The following is a 15,027-nucleotide window of genomic DNA, read 5'->3' as shown; positions in this document are numbered from 1 at the left end:
TGTCCCCTCCCGAACACTACCGCCGTCGTCTCGCGACGGCCTTGACCAGTCGCTCACTTGTTCCCCCGCCCGGTCCAACGGCGGTGGAACTGACGGAACCGCAACACACCCACGTCGTCGGCCGTGTTGATCGAACCGTCGGTCTCCTCGGCGTCCCGGTAGATACGCAGATCCGCCCGCGTCCCCCACCAGTGCTGGAGCCGGTAGCCCCAGAAGACCGGAGACGAGCCGAGCAGACCGCCGCCCCGCGGCATGACGGTCCAGCCGTGCATCGTGGTGCGGCCCTGCGCCACCGGCGTCACGGCGAGCAACTCGTGCGCCACCGGGCGGTCGTCGAGCTCGAACGTCAGTACCTGGTACGACGGCGTCGAGCGCAGGTGAAGACAGAGCCGCCCCAGACCGCGCCGCCGGTCGAGTGGAGCCGGCAGGCTGATCGATTCCGTGGTGATGCGCGCCGCGAGCGTGTGCCGGTCCATTTCGGAGTCCCAGGTGAGCCGCAGATCGTCGGAGATTCCGTGGACCACCGGGAAGTGGGGCACGTCGAATCCGTTCTCCAGCACACGGCGTGCCGGCGCGGGGGTGTCGAAGGCGAACCGGTAGCGCCGGTGGGCCGGGGATCGACGGGCCAGGTGCGGGAAGTCCGGCGGCGGGTACTCGGGGACCGCCGAGCCCACCCAGGTCCAGACGTAGCCGAGTCCTTCCCAGGAGGGGTGCACCCGGGCCGAGGCACCGCGCGGCACCCGCCGGGTCGCGGGGGCGGCCACACAGGTCCCGTTGCCGTCGAACCGCCAGTGGTGGAACGTGCACCGCAGCTCTCCGTCCACCACCCGCCCCAGTTCCAGAGCGGCTCCCTGATGAGGACAGAAGCGGTCCATCACGACGGCCGCGCCGTCTCCCGCGCGCCAGAGCACCACCTCCTGTCCGGCCACTACGGCAGCCCGGGGCCGTCGTCCCACCAGGAGGGAACGCTCGGCCACGTACCAGCCACGTGCCAGATCGCGCGGGGGTTCGAGATCGCGGGGCGGCTGTCCCCGTACCGGCGCGAGACTCATTTGACGGCCTTTCCTTCGTCCGTGGCGCGGTCGACCCATGACTGGTAGTAGCGGCGGAACCGGAGCAGCCCGTTGTCGTAGCGCACGTAGACGGTGGGCTGGGCGTTGCGGGTCGAGTCGTAGACGGGTACGTCCTGGAAGGTCCCCGCCCGGTTTTGGACCCAGAACAGGACGTAGTTGAAGAGGGTTCGGTGCCAGCTGCCGGTGCGGCGCACCCCGGCCCAGCCGACCTGCCGAGTGGCCCGGTCCCCCTCGGGGACAATGCCCATGATCACTTTGTAGACCTCGGTGCCGTCGACGTACGCCGTGAAGCGCTGGCCGCCCGGCCACCCGTCGACCAGCAGTTGCATGTGGCGGCCCATTGCGAACGTGGAGACGACGCCGGTGATCCAGCCCAGAGGCGAGCGGCGCAGCGGTGGCCGCCACGGCCGGCCGGAGAACCACACGCCGAACCAGGCGTCGTCCCGCGTCAGCGGTGGGCCGTTGTCCGCCGCCTCGGACTGCTTGGCCAGCACGCGGAAATCGACCTCTTCCAGGGCCAGTCCGTGCAGAGCGCTGAAGTGCTGGTGGTCGACCGCGTTCTCCAGCAGTTGGCGGACCGTCCCGCTGGTCCCGTCGTCATAGGTGAACCCGAGGTACCGGCGGGGTCTTTCGGTCAGGGCCGGGAACTCCGGCAGCTCGAAAAGGGGTTCGGCGGTGCCGTACCAGACCCAGACGAACCCGTACGCCTCGCGGGTGGGGTAGGAGCTGATCCGGGCCGTCGTCGGGGGACGCGAGAGACCGGGGATCGCGGAGCAGACGCCGTTCCCGTCGAACCGCCAGTGGTGGAAGGGGCAGCGCAGTTCGCCCTTGACGACGTCCCCCAGGCCGAGGTTGGCACCCTGGTGCGGGCAGTGCGCGGCCACGCACCGCGCCACCCCCTTCCGGTCGCGCCACAGCACGACCTCGCGCCCGAACAGCCGCATCTGGTGCGGCCCCTTGCCCAGGCGGGAGCTCTTGATCGCGGCATACCAGGAGGCGGCGATGTTCGCCCCGGCGGGGTTCGGGGGAGCAGCCGGGGCGGAGACGGTCTGGAGCTCTTCCCGGGAGCCGTCCGCGCCGATCACGCCGCCACCCGGCCACGGACCACCTCGGCGGCCCAGCGGAGCATCGACGCGCGCTCGCCGAATCCGTCGAGCTCCGCCACCGCCCGCGTGAGAAGCCCGCGTACCCGCTCGCGTGCCTCCTCCACCCCCACCAGCCGGGGGTACGTCCACTTGCCCGCGGCCCGGTCCTGGCCGACCTCCTTGCCGAACTCGTCGAAGTTGGACGTCTCGTCAAGAATGTCGTCGACGATCTGATAGGCGAGCCCGAGATTCCGTGCATACGTGGTGAGCCGGGAAATGTCGCCCTGCGGCGCCCCTCCCAGAATCGCCCCCGTGACCACGGACGCCTCGATGAGTGCGCCGGTCTTTTTGATGTGCATCTCCTCCACGGTCCACGGGGCGACATCGTCGCGTCCCTGGCAGTAGAGGTCGATCGCCTGACCGCCGGACAGCCCCGACGGGCCGACCACCTCGATCAGTTTGGCCATGACGGCCAGCAGTATCTCCGGACGCAGTGAGCCGGAGTTCCGGAGTATGAACTCCAGCGCATAGGCAAGCAGTGCGTCACCCGCCAGCAGGGCCATACCCTCACCGAACACCCGGTGATTGGAAGGGCTGCCGCGGCGGAAATCATCATCGTCCATGGACGGCAGGTCGTCATGGATGAGCGAAGCCGTGTGCAGCATTTCCAGGCCGCAGGCGGTGGGAAGCGCGATCGAGACGTCGGTGTCGAATATCTCGTAGGTCAACAGGCATAGAGTCGGCCGGATGCGCTTCCCGTCGGCCAGCAGCGAATAGGCCATGGCCTTACGCAGTTGAGGCGGCTCCACCGAGTCAACAGAGGAGCGCAGCTTCTCGTTGACCTGGCGACGGAGTTCTTCCATCGGAACCGGAAGGTCAGTTTCCATTTTTGCGTTGTCAATCGCGAAAGACACGAGCGCTCACTCTCCCCGTGGATACGCCGAACCGGTCGCCGGACGAAATGGCCACGGCGCAGATCAGCGGCGATGAAAAACGGAGGTTGACGGCGGATTGATCGCTGTGCGACGGGCCTGCTCAGATCGCCAGTACGCGCGCGTCCGGGCCTGCGGTCGCCTTGGGCAGACGCCTGCCGGCCACGCTCATGCGCTTCAGCCAGCGGTCCGTACCGTCGAACCGTGGCTCGAAGGCCCGGCGGCCGTGCACGGCACGGTAGTTGTCCACGATCAGCACGTCACCCTCGCCGACCACTACGTCCCGCTGGGCACGGGTGAGCTCGTCGACGATCGCAGCCAGCGCCTCGGCGGCCTCGTCGTCACCAGCCGGCGCGGTCGTGTAGGGTGCGTCGATCCGCAGGAAGGGGGCCTCGGCATCGCCGAAGAGGAGGGCGGCCGGCTCCGGGTTCTCGTGCATCTCGCGCGCACGCCGGAGCATCTCGCTGTCGGGGGCGAACGTGGCCAGCTGACGCAGATGTTCCAGGTCAGGCCGGATGCGGAAGCGCCGCTCGCTGAGTACGGACCGGTGTTCCCCGGTCAGCCGCAGGTCGTTGACCGTGCCGAGCGTGGTCGGCACCCGATCGAGGTTCCTGACGCCGAGGAGTGCCAGATAGCGGCACCTGTCCTCGTGAAAGCCGTCCTCGGTGTGCCAGTCCAGGGCGACCGAGCCATGGCCGCTCTGCTGCTCCCTGTCGCTCTCGACCGGGAGGAGGTTCTGCACCATCCTGCCGCGCTGGAGGGTCGGCCACGCGAAGACTTCGCCCAGACCGGAGGCCAGCAGGGCCAGCTGCGCCTCCTCCAGCTCCTGGCGGCGGTCGTCGACGGCTTCCTGCCAGGAGGCCGGCGTGGGCCCGCACCGGTCGGGGTCGACGCGCACCCCTGAGATCCGCAGTGCGCCCAGCGAGGACGAGTCTTTGAATTCCTTCAATACCGGGCAAATCGACTCCGGTATTCGATGGACATGTTCTTCCAGGCCCTCATAGAAAGGGGACTTCGCAGGAGAACCCTGAGCGGCCAGTGCAGTCTGAGCTACCGTACATAGGCCATCGGCCTCTTCAGCCGACAGCGCATACCTTAAAATCGACGAAGAGTGCCCTAAGGCGCCATCATCCATGTAATCCCCCGTGATTTGGTCGGACGTGGCCGGAACCTGGAGAAGCGACACAGGACGGGCGGAGTTCGTGCCAAATGAAACACAGCCTGTGTATCAATCTTGCGAGTACGTCTGGCGGCGCGAGCGATTGTGATGGTACACCATGTTCATCACCCGGTCAAGTGAGTGCTGTCTGAACAAGTCATTCTGGTAAGGCAGTTGAACGTCCACGGATTGGACGCACTGTGTGGGGAACGGCTCTAGGAGGCTGGATTGAGCATGATGCGCAACCTGAGGACGGCGGCGTCCCAGCGGGCCAAGCGGTTGTTGGCTTCGGCCGTCACCCAAGTGGCCCCACCGATTCGGCGCGGCATCGAGATCGCCATCAGTGAGGGCTTGCACGATCCCGTCCTCGGTTCGTCCCTGAAGCAGCGACTCAAGGCCACGCCGGTACGGTTGACGGCGCGATATCTCGCCTTCACGGTGAAACGCGCTCGCCTCGCGGAGCTTGCCCCGGAACCCGTCGGGGGGAATCTGTCCGGATACCTGGCAGGGCTTCGGGATGCAGGCATCGAGAAGGCGCTGGCCGGCCTTTGCGCGCGCATCCCCGACGGTGCGCGCGCCCGTCGGGACGTCACGGAACTCGCCGAAGTGGAATTCGAGGTTCGCCATGGCGTGGCGAAACCGGAACGACTCCGGCGGCTCCTGGAGTTGACTCCCAGCGAACTGCGCCTCGTTCGCGACCTCGGCCGGCCGTGGGATCGCGACGGTGACGAGGAGCTCCGCGAGACGATGCGGCCCGCCGAGACCCTGGCCTACCTCGCATGGGATCTGAAGCAGTACGCCGGTGCCACCCGTCCGATCAAACGCACCAACCTCTACGCTGCCTTCGTCGACGCCTACGGCGACGCCGCCCCGGAGCGACTTCGCGAGGAAGTCGCCCACTTCGAAGCACAGTTCGAGGCGGGATTACGATCGGTGGGCGCGGCGGACCGGGAGCGGCTCGAGCGTGCCTTCACGCTCCACTGCGCCCCGCTCCGAGACGCCTTCCCGGAACCGGCGGCCGACCGGCATGAGGAGGAGGGCGCGGTTGAAGGGGTCTCGAGCGCCGTCGTCCTGTTCGGCATGCTCTGCGCGGTCGGATGGCTGGTGGCCTACGTGGCGATCGTCTACCGGGGATTCGCCGACCAGACGTACGGTGTGCCGCTCGTCGCCTTCTTCGCCAATCTGACCTGGGAGTTCGCCTATGGCTTCCTCCTCGACCCGTTGGGCGACTACTTCCACACTGCGAGCATCTTCGGTTTCCTGGTCGACGCGGTGATCGCCTGGCAGGTGTGGAAGTACGGCGCGGCCCAGTTCCCGAACAGCGCGCTCGGCCGTTACTTCCGGCCACTCTTCGGGGTGTGCGTGGCTGCCGCCCTGTCGGTCAACTACCATGCGTTCATCGACCTGGCGGATCCCGATGGGGAGTACACCGGATTCGGCATCAACCTCATGATGTCCATCCTGTACCTCAAGATGCTGGAGGACCGCGGCTCGCCCGCGGGCCAGTCGATGTACATTGCCATCGGCAAATGGCTGGGCACGCTGTGTGCCTGGATCGCCACGGCCCTCACCGTCACCACGTCACCGAAGCAGACCTGGCCCACGAGCTGGTCTGATTTCACGCGGACGTCGTTGGGCAGCCGTTCGTATCCGCTGACGCCGCTGATCAACGTCATGTACGGATGGACGTTTCTGCTTGACGTCGCCTACTGCGTCCTGCTCCACCGCTCCATCAAGGCCGCCGGCATGTCGCCTTGGCGCCGGCTCTGAGAATCTCCGCTTCGCACCAGGGCTGTCGTCCGTGCTCGGACGACAGAAGGGAACGGTCGTGAACGCGCCCCGCCAACAGGCCGTCGACCACTTCGAGGAAACACGCCGGGACTACCGCTACAAGGTCGTCACCACCAGGAAGCCCGGCGACGCCGACCTGACCGCGCATACCCCCGGCGAGCCCACGGCGTGACCGGCACCGGAGCCGGGACCGCCTCCCGGCATCTTCTCGGATCGACAGTCGCGACGATGGCGCTCGCCACGCTGAGCGCGCTGGTGGCGTCCGGGAACGACGCAGTGAGCGCGTTCGACGGCAACGCCCGTGCATTCGCGGACCGCGCCTTCGGGACGTTGGCCGGCTCCTGGTTCGGCGCCGACGGGCCGGCCGACACGGTGGGCTCGGCCCTGTTGGGGGCAGGCATGCTCACGGTCCTCGGCCTACTGCTGTGCCGTCGCCGACCCGGCGCCGCAATGTGGGTGCTCGCCGGCCTGACCGTGCAGTTCGCGGCAGAGAAGGCGCTCGAAGCGTTGGTGGGACGGCCGATGCCGCCGCCGGTCGACGGTACTCTCCCCCCTCCCGGGTACAGCTTCCCGTCCGGGCACATGGCCTCCGCGACGCTGATTCTCATGGTGCTCCTGGTCGTGCTGCGTACCAGCACGCCAGTGTGGTGGCTGTGGGTGGGCCTGGGCTCGACCCTCGTGGCGGCTGTCGGCGTCTCCCGCGTGCTGGCAGACGCCCACCACGCCGTCGACGTCGTGGGAGGCGTCCTGCTGGGGCTCGTGGTCGGCTTCGCGGTCGCCTGGCGTGTCGACGTCCGTTCCTTGGATATCTCCGGAAAGGAAACATGGTGAACGGTTTGGCACACCTGGCGTCTACCCCGCTGGGGAAGGCGGTGGGCATCACACGGGACTACGTGCTGCGGATGTACTACATCGTGGACGAGGTGCCGCGCTGGCAGCGTTTACGTCTCACGCCGGTGCTGCTCGGCGTCGAGTACCTGGTCTACCGCGTCGACTCCCTGGCCGAACGCAACACGTCGGTTGACCTCGACGCCGAGCGCAACAGCGACTACGAGGCGTTCCATACGTACAAGAAGGCTTTCGAGAAGGTGCTGCGGGCCCTGGGGGCATGGAACGAGGACGTGGCCTTCCTGGTCGACGAGGCTGAGCGGTTCATCCGCTTGGAGAACGCCACCACGTCGCGCGGCACCGTCACCCGTCAGGACGCCCTGGCCTTGGTCGAACTGAGGCCCACCGACGTACGCCTGCTGCGTGCCATGACCTTCGCCCTGCGCGGAGGGTCGATGGACCCAGCGACCCGAGACCTGCTCTGGCCGGTGGAAGTGCTCGCGGACATCGCGAACGACCTCGGGCATTACGAACAGGACGTCGCCTTGGGCACCTTGAACGTCTACACCGCCTTCGTGGAACTCTTCGGCGACGCGGCCGCCGCGGAGCTGCGCCGCGAGGTCGACCGGTACGAGTCGATGTTCATGGACCGCCTCTCCGCACTGCCACCCGCGCGGCGTGCACGGGTCGCGCAGGTCTGCCGACGCCGCTATACGGCGGCCGTGGGGCCATATCCCCGGATGATCACCCAGCCACCAGCCCCCGCGTCCCCTTCCCGGTCCGCTGGCAAAAGCTCGCGCAAGAAGGCTGCCATCGGCGCAGCCCTTGCCGTCGGTGCGCTCGCAGCAGCGGCGTATGGGCGTGGACAGCCCCGACTGTTCATCGTCTCCCCACTGCTTCGCAAGAGGAGAGGACACACAGCATGAGCAGCGCAATGCGCCGGTGCCGGTGCCGGTCATGTGAAAGCGGTGGTCGCCACTCGGTTGGCGTAGAGGTACTCCCCAGCCAAGATTCCCTACACCATATGACGGGACGCCATCCTACGGCGGCTGTCGGGTGCCTTCCCTTCGAGCCGACACACCAGGTGTCCTACGCAGAGCATGTCGGTCATATCTGGGCAAGCGACCGGGTCCGCACGCTCGCACGGCTGACAGGGGCACCGCTGGATCGAACCGCGCTGGCGCTCCGGCTGCTGGAGCCCGTGCCCCATCCCGTACCCGAGCGTGGGCTGTGGCGCGGTACCGAGACAGTCCCACAGGGGCACTGTCTCTCGTCCTGAGCAACGGGCGATAGAGGCGGGTCGAGAGTTGGTGGCCCGCCGGCACCGAGGCAGCACGCTGGCTGTCGGCGCGGATCGGGTACGGGAAGCCCTCAGCCTTTCGGTCCGGCAGCATGCACGGGGCGAACGAGAGTCAGCAGCGAACTGTCGGGCGGCTTCGACTCCACGGCACTGTTCTGCCTCGCTGAGTGGGAGCACCGGTCATAGCAGTGACGGCCGCCGGCCGCCATCCCCTGGGCGAGGATGCGGATTGGGCCGCACGCGCTGTGCGCCACGCCTGCCAGATCGACCACCGCGTGATCCCGGCCGAACGCCTGCCGCTGGTCTACGCACGGGCTGTAGCCAGCGGCGCCATACTCGTTTCCGCTAGCCTGGACAAAGTGCTTCTGTATGGTGACTCACCGGAACGGCACGACAACCTGTGACGCAGGCTGGCGCTCGTGACGCTCGTTTGACGCACGGCCTCCTGGAGCGCAGAGGTAAAGTGGCCCTGACCTGGAACTTTGTTGCCTAACTCGGGTGTCCACATCTTCCCGATGACGCACCACGTGGAGTGCGTCGCGATCCTTGAACCGGCCGCGAAGGGCTCCTGAACTGCGGTTTCGCGGGTGTGCGGAATGAGGCGGGGGTGCACCCGGGATTCGCGGGCGTTCTCGCCTCGGGGCGCGCACGAGGCTTTCCGGGGCAAGGGCGGTCACCCGCATACTCGCGGGGCGGGGCGGGGCGGGTGAGGGGGCCGGAAGCGGGTACGGTGCACAGGGGTGAGCTACCAGCGTGATTCCGGGGCGACTGCGGCCCCCGCCTCCGAGCAGCCCGACCCGCGCCGCTGGAAAGCGCTGGCCGTATGTCTGCTGGCTGGCTTCATCACGCTGCTGGACGTGTCCATTGTCAACGTCGCGCTGCCCTCGATCCGCGCTGGCCTGACGGCGAGCGCCGGGGCCATCCAGTGGGTCGTGGCCGGGTACGCGCTGGCCTTCGGGCTGCTGCTCGTGCCGGCCGGACGGCTGGGGGATGCGCGCGGGCGGCGGCTGCTGTTCATGACCGGACTGACGCTGTTCGCCGCGGCCAGTGCTCTGTGCGGGTTCGCGCAGAACCCAACCTGGCTGGTCGCCGCGCGGCTGATGCAGGGGCTGGCTGGCGGCATCGTCGCGCCGCAAGTGTCCGCACTGATCCAGCAGCTGTTCCGGGGAGCGGAGCGGGGCCGGGCGTTCGGCATGTACAGCGCGGTGATCGGTGTGTCCACCGCCGTTGGCCCGGTGCTGGGCGGCGGCATCATCGCCCTCGCCGGCCCCGGGCACGGCTGGCGGTGGATCTTCTTCGTCAACCTGCCGGTGTGCCTGGTGGCCCTGGTGCTGGCGGGCCGGCTGCTGCCCGGCCCGACGGACGCGACCCGGCCGTGTGCCCGCGACCTCGACCCGCTCGGGGTGGTGCTGCTGGGGCTGGGCGTCGGACTGGCGCTGCTCCCGCTCGTCCAGGAACGGCAGTGGGAGGGTGCGGGGAAGTGGCTGCTCACCCCGGCCGCGCTCCTGGTACTCCTGCTCTTCGCGCAGTGGGAGCGAGTCCACGCCCGCCGCGCGCAACCGCTGGTGGACCTGCGGCTGTTCCGGCTCCGCTCCTACACCCTGGGTTCGTTGCTGATGCTCGCCTACTTCGCCGGGTTCACCTCGATCTTCTTCGTCTTCACGCTCTACCTTCAGGCCGGGCTGGGGTACAGCGCGCTGGAAGCGGGTTTGTCGGTCACGCCCTTCGCACTGGGGTCCGCGCTCGCTGCCGTCTTCAGCGGCCGGCTCGTCACACGCTATGGCCGGGCGCTGGTGGTTGGTGCCTTGCTGGGCGTGACCGGTGGCCTGAGCCTGGTGGTGGTCGCGGTGTCCGTGGCTGATGGGGAGTTTGTGGGGCTGGCCGTCGCTGCCCCGCTGCTGCTGGCCGGGCTGGGGGGCGGGTTCGTGATCGCCCCGAATCAGACCCTCACGCTGGCCTCCGTCCCCCCGGAGCAGGGCGGCAGCGCGGCGGGCGTGCTGCAAACCGGGCAGCGCATCGGCTCGGCGGCGGGCATCGCGGTCACCGGAAGCGTGTTCTTCGCCCAGCTTGCCTCGACGGACCAGGACTGGGCGACGGCGTTCCGGGTCAGCCTGAGTGTCTCGGTGGGCTTCGTCCTCGCCGCGCTCCTCGTCGCCCTCATCGACCTGCGCACCCGTAGACCCCGGTGATCCGGGCGGACTTCCCCGAAGACGCGGCGGTACTGTCGGGGCGGTACGCGCGACGCAGGAGGGGCATGGGCATGGTGGAGACGCGGCAGGAGCTGCCGGAGCAGCGCTCGGCGGGCCGCATCCCGCGAGTGGCCGGGTTCGCGGTGGGCGGCGACAGCAGGGGAGTGGAGTCGCCGAAGCGGGCCGGGCAGGCGCTGCGGGAGCGGGTGCCACGCTCGGCGCACGGCACGCTGGGCCAGCGCGTGCTGGACGGGCGGCGCCCGGACGCCGTGGCCGCGGTGGAGGAGTCCAGCCGCGGCCGGGTGCCGGGGCTGCGGCCGATCCGGGTCGGACGGATGGCGGCCTCGCCGTTCGCGTTCCTGCGCGGCTCGGCGGGGCTGATGGCCCACGACCTGGCCGCCACCCCGGTCACCGGGGTGGCGGCCCAGCTGTGCGGTGACGCGCACGCGGGCAACTTCGGCCTGTACGGGGACGCGCGCGGCTCCCTGGTGATCGACCTCAACGACTTCGACGAGACCGCCGTCGGCCCCTGGGAGTGGGATCTCAAGCGGCTGGCCACCTCGCTCGTGCTCGCCGGGCGGACGGCCGGTGCCGGTGAGGACGCCTGCCGCACCGCCGCCTTCGACGCGGTGGGGGCGTACCGGCGCACGCTGCGGATGCTGGCCCGGCTGCCCGCGCTGGACGCGTGGAACGCCATCGCCGACGAGGAGCTGGTCTCCCACGCCGACGCCCACGACCTGCTCGGCACGCTGGAACGGGTGTCCCGCAAAGCGCTCGGCAACACCAGCGCGCGTTTCGCCGCGAAGTCCACCCGTCCGTGCCCGGGGGGCGGCCTGCGGTTCGTGGACGCGCTGCCGGTGCTGCGCCGGGTGCCGGACGCCGAGGCCGCCGCCGTCGCCCACGGCCTCGGCCCGTACGTCGAGACCGTCCCGGAGGAACTGCGCCCGCTGCTCGCCCGGTACGCCATCCAGGATGTCGCCTTCCGGGTGGTGGGGACCGGCAGCGTGGGAACGCGGTCGTACGTGGTCCTGCTGCTGGATCACCGGGGTGAGCCGCTGGTGCTCCAGGTGAAGGAGGCGCGGCAGTCCGTGCTCGCGCCGCACCTGCCCGAGGCGGGCTTCGCGGCGCCCGGGGCGGCGCACGAGGGCCAGCGGGTGGTGTCAGGACAGCGCCGGATGCAGGTCGTCAGCGACGTGCTGCTGGGCTGGACGACGGTGGACGGTCGCCCGTACCAGGTGCGGCAGTTCCGCAACCGCAAGGGCAGCGTGGACCCCGCCGCGCTGGAGCCGGGCCAGCTCGACGACTATGGCCGCATGACCGGCGCGCTGCTGGCCCGTGCCCACGCGCACAGCGCCGACCCGCGGTTGCTGGCCGGATACTGCGGGAAGAACGAGGATCTGGACGAGGCGGTGGCGGCGTTCGCCGTCGCCTACGCGGACCGTACCGAGGCCGACCACGCCGCGCTGCTGACGGCCATCCGCACCGGACGGCTGGCGGCGGAACAGGGCGTGTGACCGCAGGCGGTACTCACCTCGTGCGGTGCGGTATTGCCGTGGTGCCCCCTCGCCGTCGTCGTCTCCGGGCACGACGGCGGACGGCCCCGCCCCGCGCCCCAGGCACCCGCGTCCCCGGCGCACGACCACGAGTGAGCGGCCCGCCCGTCCACTTCGCCCGACCCCACCGGCTGGGCAGCGCGTCAGGCGTGCGTCTGGCGGGGTAGGAAAGTGACGTGCGGGGCTCCGGTGAGCGGGTGCACCGCCACCTCGCTCGCCACCCCGTACACCTCGGACAGCAGCTTTGGCGTCAGCACCTCACCGGGCGGGCCGGACGCCGTCACCTCGCCGTCGCACAGGACGTACAGGCGGTCGCAGTAGTAGGCGGCCAGGTTGAGGTCGTGCAGGGCCACCAGCACCGTGGCGGGCAGCCGGCGCAGGATGCCAAGCACCTCCAACTGGTGCCGTACGTCCAGGTGGTTGGTCGGCTCGTCGAGCACCATCAGGGACGGCTGCTGCGCCAGCGCGCGGGCGATGAGCACGCGCTGCCGCTCGCCACCGGAGAGCTGACTGAAGCTCCGCCCGGCGAGTTCCGTGGCGTCCACCGACTCCAGCGCCGAGGCGACCAGCCGCGCGTCCTCCTCGGTGTCGCCGTCGAGCAGCCGCTTGTGCGGTGTGCGGCCCATCGCGACGACGTCCCGCACTCGCAGGTCGAAGTCCGCTCCCGGCTCCTGCACCACGGCGGCCAGGGTGCGCGCGAGCCGCCGCACCGGCAGCGACCAGGCGTCGGCGCCGTCCACCCGGACGTGCCCGGCCTCCGGGCGCAGGACACGGTAGACGGCCCGCAGCAGCGAGGACTTGCCGCTGCCGTTAGGGCCCACCAGCCCGACCACCTCGCCAGGGCGGGCCGTCAGCGAGACGTCGCGGACCAGGGCATGAACCCCCGCGCGCAGGGTGACGTGCTCGACGCCCAGTTCGGCCGGGCTCATCCCAACCCCCGGTCCGTGCTGCGCCGGGCGTCCCGGCGCAGCAGCCACAGAAAGAACGGCCCGCCGCACAGCGCGGTCAGCACGCCGACCGGTATCTCCATCGGCGCGGCGATCGTCCGGGCGGCGACGTCGGCCCAGATCAGGAACACCGCACCGCCCAGCGCCGCCGTCGGCAGGACGCGGCGGTGGTCGCCGCCGACGAACAGCCGCACCAGGTGCGGCAGCATCAGCCCGACGAAACCGATCGGCCCGGCCGAGGCCACCAGCACACCGGTCACCAGCGACAGCAGCACGAACATCCGCGCGCGGAACCGGGCGACGTCCAGCCCCAGCGTGGTGGCCGACTCCTCGCCCGTCAGCAGCAGGTTCAGCGACCGGGACTGCACCAGCAGCACCGCCAGACCCGCCAGCAGCGCGGCGGCGGGCAGCCACAGGGTGTCCCACTGGACGCCGCCCAGCCCGCCGAGCGTCCAGGAGAGCACCGTACGGGCCTCGTTGCCGCGCTCGGCGGTGAGCAGCACCAGGTTCATCACGGCGGTGAGCACCGCCGCGATCGCGACGCCGGACAGGATCAGCCGCGTCGAGGTGATCCGCCCGCCCGTGCGCGCCGTGCTGTAGACCAACAGCAGTGCGAGCAGCGCCCCCGCGAACGCGGCCACCGACAGCGACACCGTGCCGAACAGGCTGACGCCGGAGACGATCACCAGGACGGCGCCCAGCGACGCGCCCGAGGACACGCCCAGCAGGTACGGCTCGGCCAGCGGGTTGCGCACCAGCGCCTGCATGGCCGCGCCCACGACCGCGAGCCCGGCTCCGGTCACCGCGCCCAGCAGCACGCGCGGAGCCCGCACGTCCCACACGATCGTCTCGCGCGCCGGGGACCACACCGGCTGCGACCAGTCCACGCCCAGACCGTGCCCGATGATGCCCCACACCTCGCCGGGCGGCACGGACACCGAACCGATGCCCAGTCCTGCCGTGAGGGAGGCGGCCAGCAGCGCGCCCAGGACCAGCAGCGCCAGCGGGTAGCCGCGCCGCCGCCGGGCCAGCGGGCGACCGGGCGGGGCGACGGCTGTCGGCGCCGGGGCGTCGGCCTCGGTGGGCAGCGTCACCGGAAGCGCTCGGGGTGCAGACCGCGCGCGAGATCCTCCACGGCGTGCGGCGGCCGGACGCCGACCAGGGTCGCGGTCAGCGGCAGCACGACGAACCGCTCGTTCTTGACGGCGGGCACGTCGGCCAGCGCGGGCTGGGAGAGCAGGACCTCCTTCTTCTCCGCCACGCTCCCGGCTCCCCGGTAGTCGTAGAGCGCGATGACCTCGGGTTTGCGGGCGATGACCTGCTCCCAGGAGACGTCGCCGAAAACCTCGTCGAGGTCGGCGAAGACGTTGCGCCCGCCGGCCAGATGGATGATCTCGGTGCCCAGGCCCTGGCCCCCGGCGGTGAACGCCGACTTGTCGCCGCTGTCGTACACGAACACCGGCACCTTGGGCGCCTCTTCGACCGCTCCGGTCGTCTCGCTGATGCGGTGCTCAAGGTCGGCCACCACCTCCTCCGCCCGCTCCTGGACGCCGAAGATCGTGCCGAGGGTGCGGATCTCGTCGTAGGCGTCCTCCATCGACACCTCGCCCTCACCGCAGTACTCGCGGTTGAGGTGGGTGTCGATGCCCGCGTCGGCGAACGCGTCGCGCGAGCGGCCCGCGTCCTCGGCGAAGGCACTGCCGTAGCCGCCGTAGACGAAGTCCGGCTCGGCCTCCAGGATGGACTCGAACGACGGCTCCTTCTCGGCCAGTTCCGGTATGGCCTCGTACGCCTCCTGGTGCTCGGGCAGAACGGCCGAGTCCGGGAAGGCGGTGCCGATCATCCGGTCCTCCAGGCCGAGGGCCAGCATGAGTTCGGCGGGGTGCTGGTGGATGGTGACCGCCCGGGAGGGCGGCTCCTCATACGTCGTCGTGACGCCGCAATTGTCGATGGTGACCGGGAAGCCTTCGGCCGTGGCCTGGGCGGGCCGCTCCTCGGCGCTGTCCCGCGTGCCGTCGCCGCATCCGGCGAGCACGGTGGTGGTCAAGGCGGTGGCCAGCGCCAGCGCCGCGCCGCGCAGGTGGCGGGCGCGGGGTGTGGGTGCGGGCAGGGCAGCAGAAGGACGGGTGGTGCCGTCGTACACGTGAAGCCTCCTGGGGAGTCCGCGCTC

General features: G+C 70.1%; 13 protein-coding genes. 6 read left to right on the top strand and 7 right to left on the bottom strand.

The features are described 5' to 3' along the window. Positions 1-53: 53 nt before the first annotated feature. The 4 genes from JJV70_RS01385 to JJV70_RS01370 all read right to left on the bottom strand — a co-directional run bounded on the left by JJV70_RS01385 (position 54) and on the right by JJV70_RS01370 (position 4,225). Positions 54-1,052, bottom strand: a complete 999-nt coding sequence (locus JJV70_RS01385; RefSeq protein ID WP_219045620.1) for a Rieske 2Fe-2S domain-containing protein — start codon at positions 1,050-1,052, stop codon at positions 54-56. Beyond that, the gene (locus tag JJV70_RS01380) at positions 1,049-2,158 is read right to left on the bottom strand and encodes a Rieske 2Fe-2S domain-containing protein (protein ID WP_219045619.1); all 1,110 of its coding nucleotides are present in this window, start codon (positions 2,156-2,158) and stop codon (positions 1,049-1,051) included. Before JJV70_RS01380 ends, JJV70_RS01385 begins: the two co-directional genes overlap by 4 nt. After that, entirely contained in the window at positions 2,155-3,072 is a 918-nt protein-coding gene (locus JJV70_RS01375) for a farnesyl diphosphate synthase (RefSeq protein ID WP_308294627.1), read from the bottom strand. Before JJV70_RS01375 ends, JJV70_RS01380 begins: the two co-directional genes overlap by 4 nt. 121 nt (positions 3,073-3,193) lie before the next feature. Next, positions 3,194-4,225, bottom strand: coding sequence for a TauD/TfdA family dioxygenase (locus JJV70_RS01370; RefSeq protein ID WP_257573130.1), 1,032 nt, complete (start codon positions 4,223-4,225; stop codon positions 3,194-3,196). A gap of 252 nt (positions 4,226-4,477) precedes the next feature. On the opposite strand from JJV70_RS01370, the gene JJV70_RS22360 reads away from it, so the two are divergent. The 6 genes from JJV70_RS22360 (at position 4,478) to JJV70_RS01345 (ending at position 11,871) form a co-directional block, all read left to right on the top strand. Further along, positions 4,478-6,019 (top strand): hypothetical protein, encoded by a 1,542-nt coding sequence (locus JJV70_RS22360; RefSeq protein ID WP_257573129.1) that lies wholly within the window; start codon positions 4,478-4,480, stop codon positions 6,017-6,019. Between the two features lie 58 nt (positions 6,020-6,077). Next, positions 6,078-6,212, top strand: coding sequence for a hypothetical protein (locus JJV70_RS22355; protein ID WP_257573128.1), 135 nt, complete (start codon positions 6,078-6,080; stop codon positions 6,210-6,212). A 56-nt stretch (positions 6,213-6,268) separates the two neighbouring features. Then, positions 6,269-6,871, top strand: a complete 603-nt coding sequence (locus JJV70_RS01360) for a phosphatase PAP2 family protein (protein WP_219045618.1) — start codon at positions 6,269-6,271, stop codon at positions 6,869-6,871. Further along, positions 6,865-7,794, top strand: coding sequence for a hypothetical protein (locus JJV70_RS01355; protein ID WP_219045617.1), 930 nt, complete (start codon positions 6,865-6,867; stop codon positions 7,792-7,794). Before JJV70_RS01360 ends, JJV70_RS01355 begins: the two co-directional genes overlap by 7 nt. Before the next feature lie 1,114 nt (positions 7,795-8,908). Beyond that, positions 8,909-10,357 carry an MFS transporter gene (locus JJV70_RS01350; protein WP_219045616.1) on the top strand — a complete coding sequence of 483 codons (1,449 nt, stop codon included), beginning with the start codon at positions 8,909-8,911 and terminating at the stop codon, positions 10,355-10,357. A gap of 71 nt (positions 10,358-10,428) precedes the next feature. Then, positions 10,429-11,871 (top strand): DUF2252 domain-containing protein, encoded by a 1,443-nt coding sequence (locus JJV70_RS01345; RefSeq protein WP_257573189.1) that lies wholly within the window; start codon positions 10,429-10,431, stop codon positions 11,869-11,871. Between the two features lie 182 nt (positions 11,872-12,053). Here JJV70_RS01345 and JJV70_RS01340 read toward each other — a convergent pair whose 3' ends face one another. The 3 genes from JJV70_RS01340 to JJV70_RS01330 are packed head-to-tail and all read right to left on the bottom strand — an operon-like array spanning position 12,054 to position 15,000. Then, a complete protein-coding gene (locus JJV70_RS01340; protein WP_219045614.1) occupies positions 12,054-12,839 on the bottom strand; it encodes an ABC transporter ATP-binding protein in 786 nt (261 codons plus the stop codon). Further along, positions 12,836-13,951, bottom strand: coding sequence for an iron ABC transporter permease (locus tag JJV70_RS01335; protein WP_219045613.1), 1,116 nt, complete (start codon positions 13,949-13,951; stop codon positions 12,836-12,838). The genes JJV70_RS01340 and JJV70_RS01335 overlap by 4 nt, the downstream gene beginning before the upstream one ends. Continuing rightward, on the bottom strand, positions 13,948-15,000 hold the full coding sequence (locus JJV70_RS01330; protein ID WP_219045612.1) for an ABC transporter substrate-binding protein: 1,053 nt from the start codon (positions 14,998-15,000) through the stop codon (positions 13,948-13,950). Before JJV70_RS01330 ends, JJV70_RS01335 begins: the two co-directional genes overlap by 4 nt. Between the last annotated feature and the right edge of the window lie 27 nt (positions 15,001-15,027).

This window comes from Streptomyces sp. JJ66, assembly GCF_019303495.1.
GTDB lineage: Bacteria > Actinomycetota > Actinomycetes > Streptomycetales > Streptomycetaceae > Streptomyces.
The sequence above is the reverse complement of the archived record's forward strand: the minus strand, read 5'-3'. Positions and strand labels throughout refer to the sequence as shown.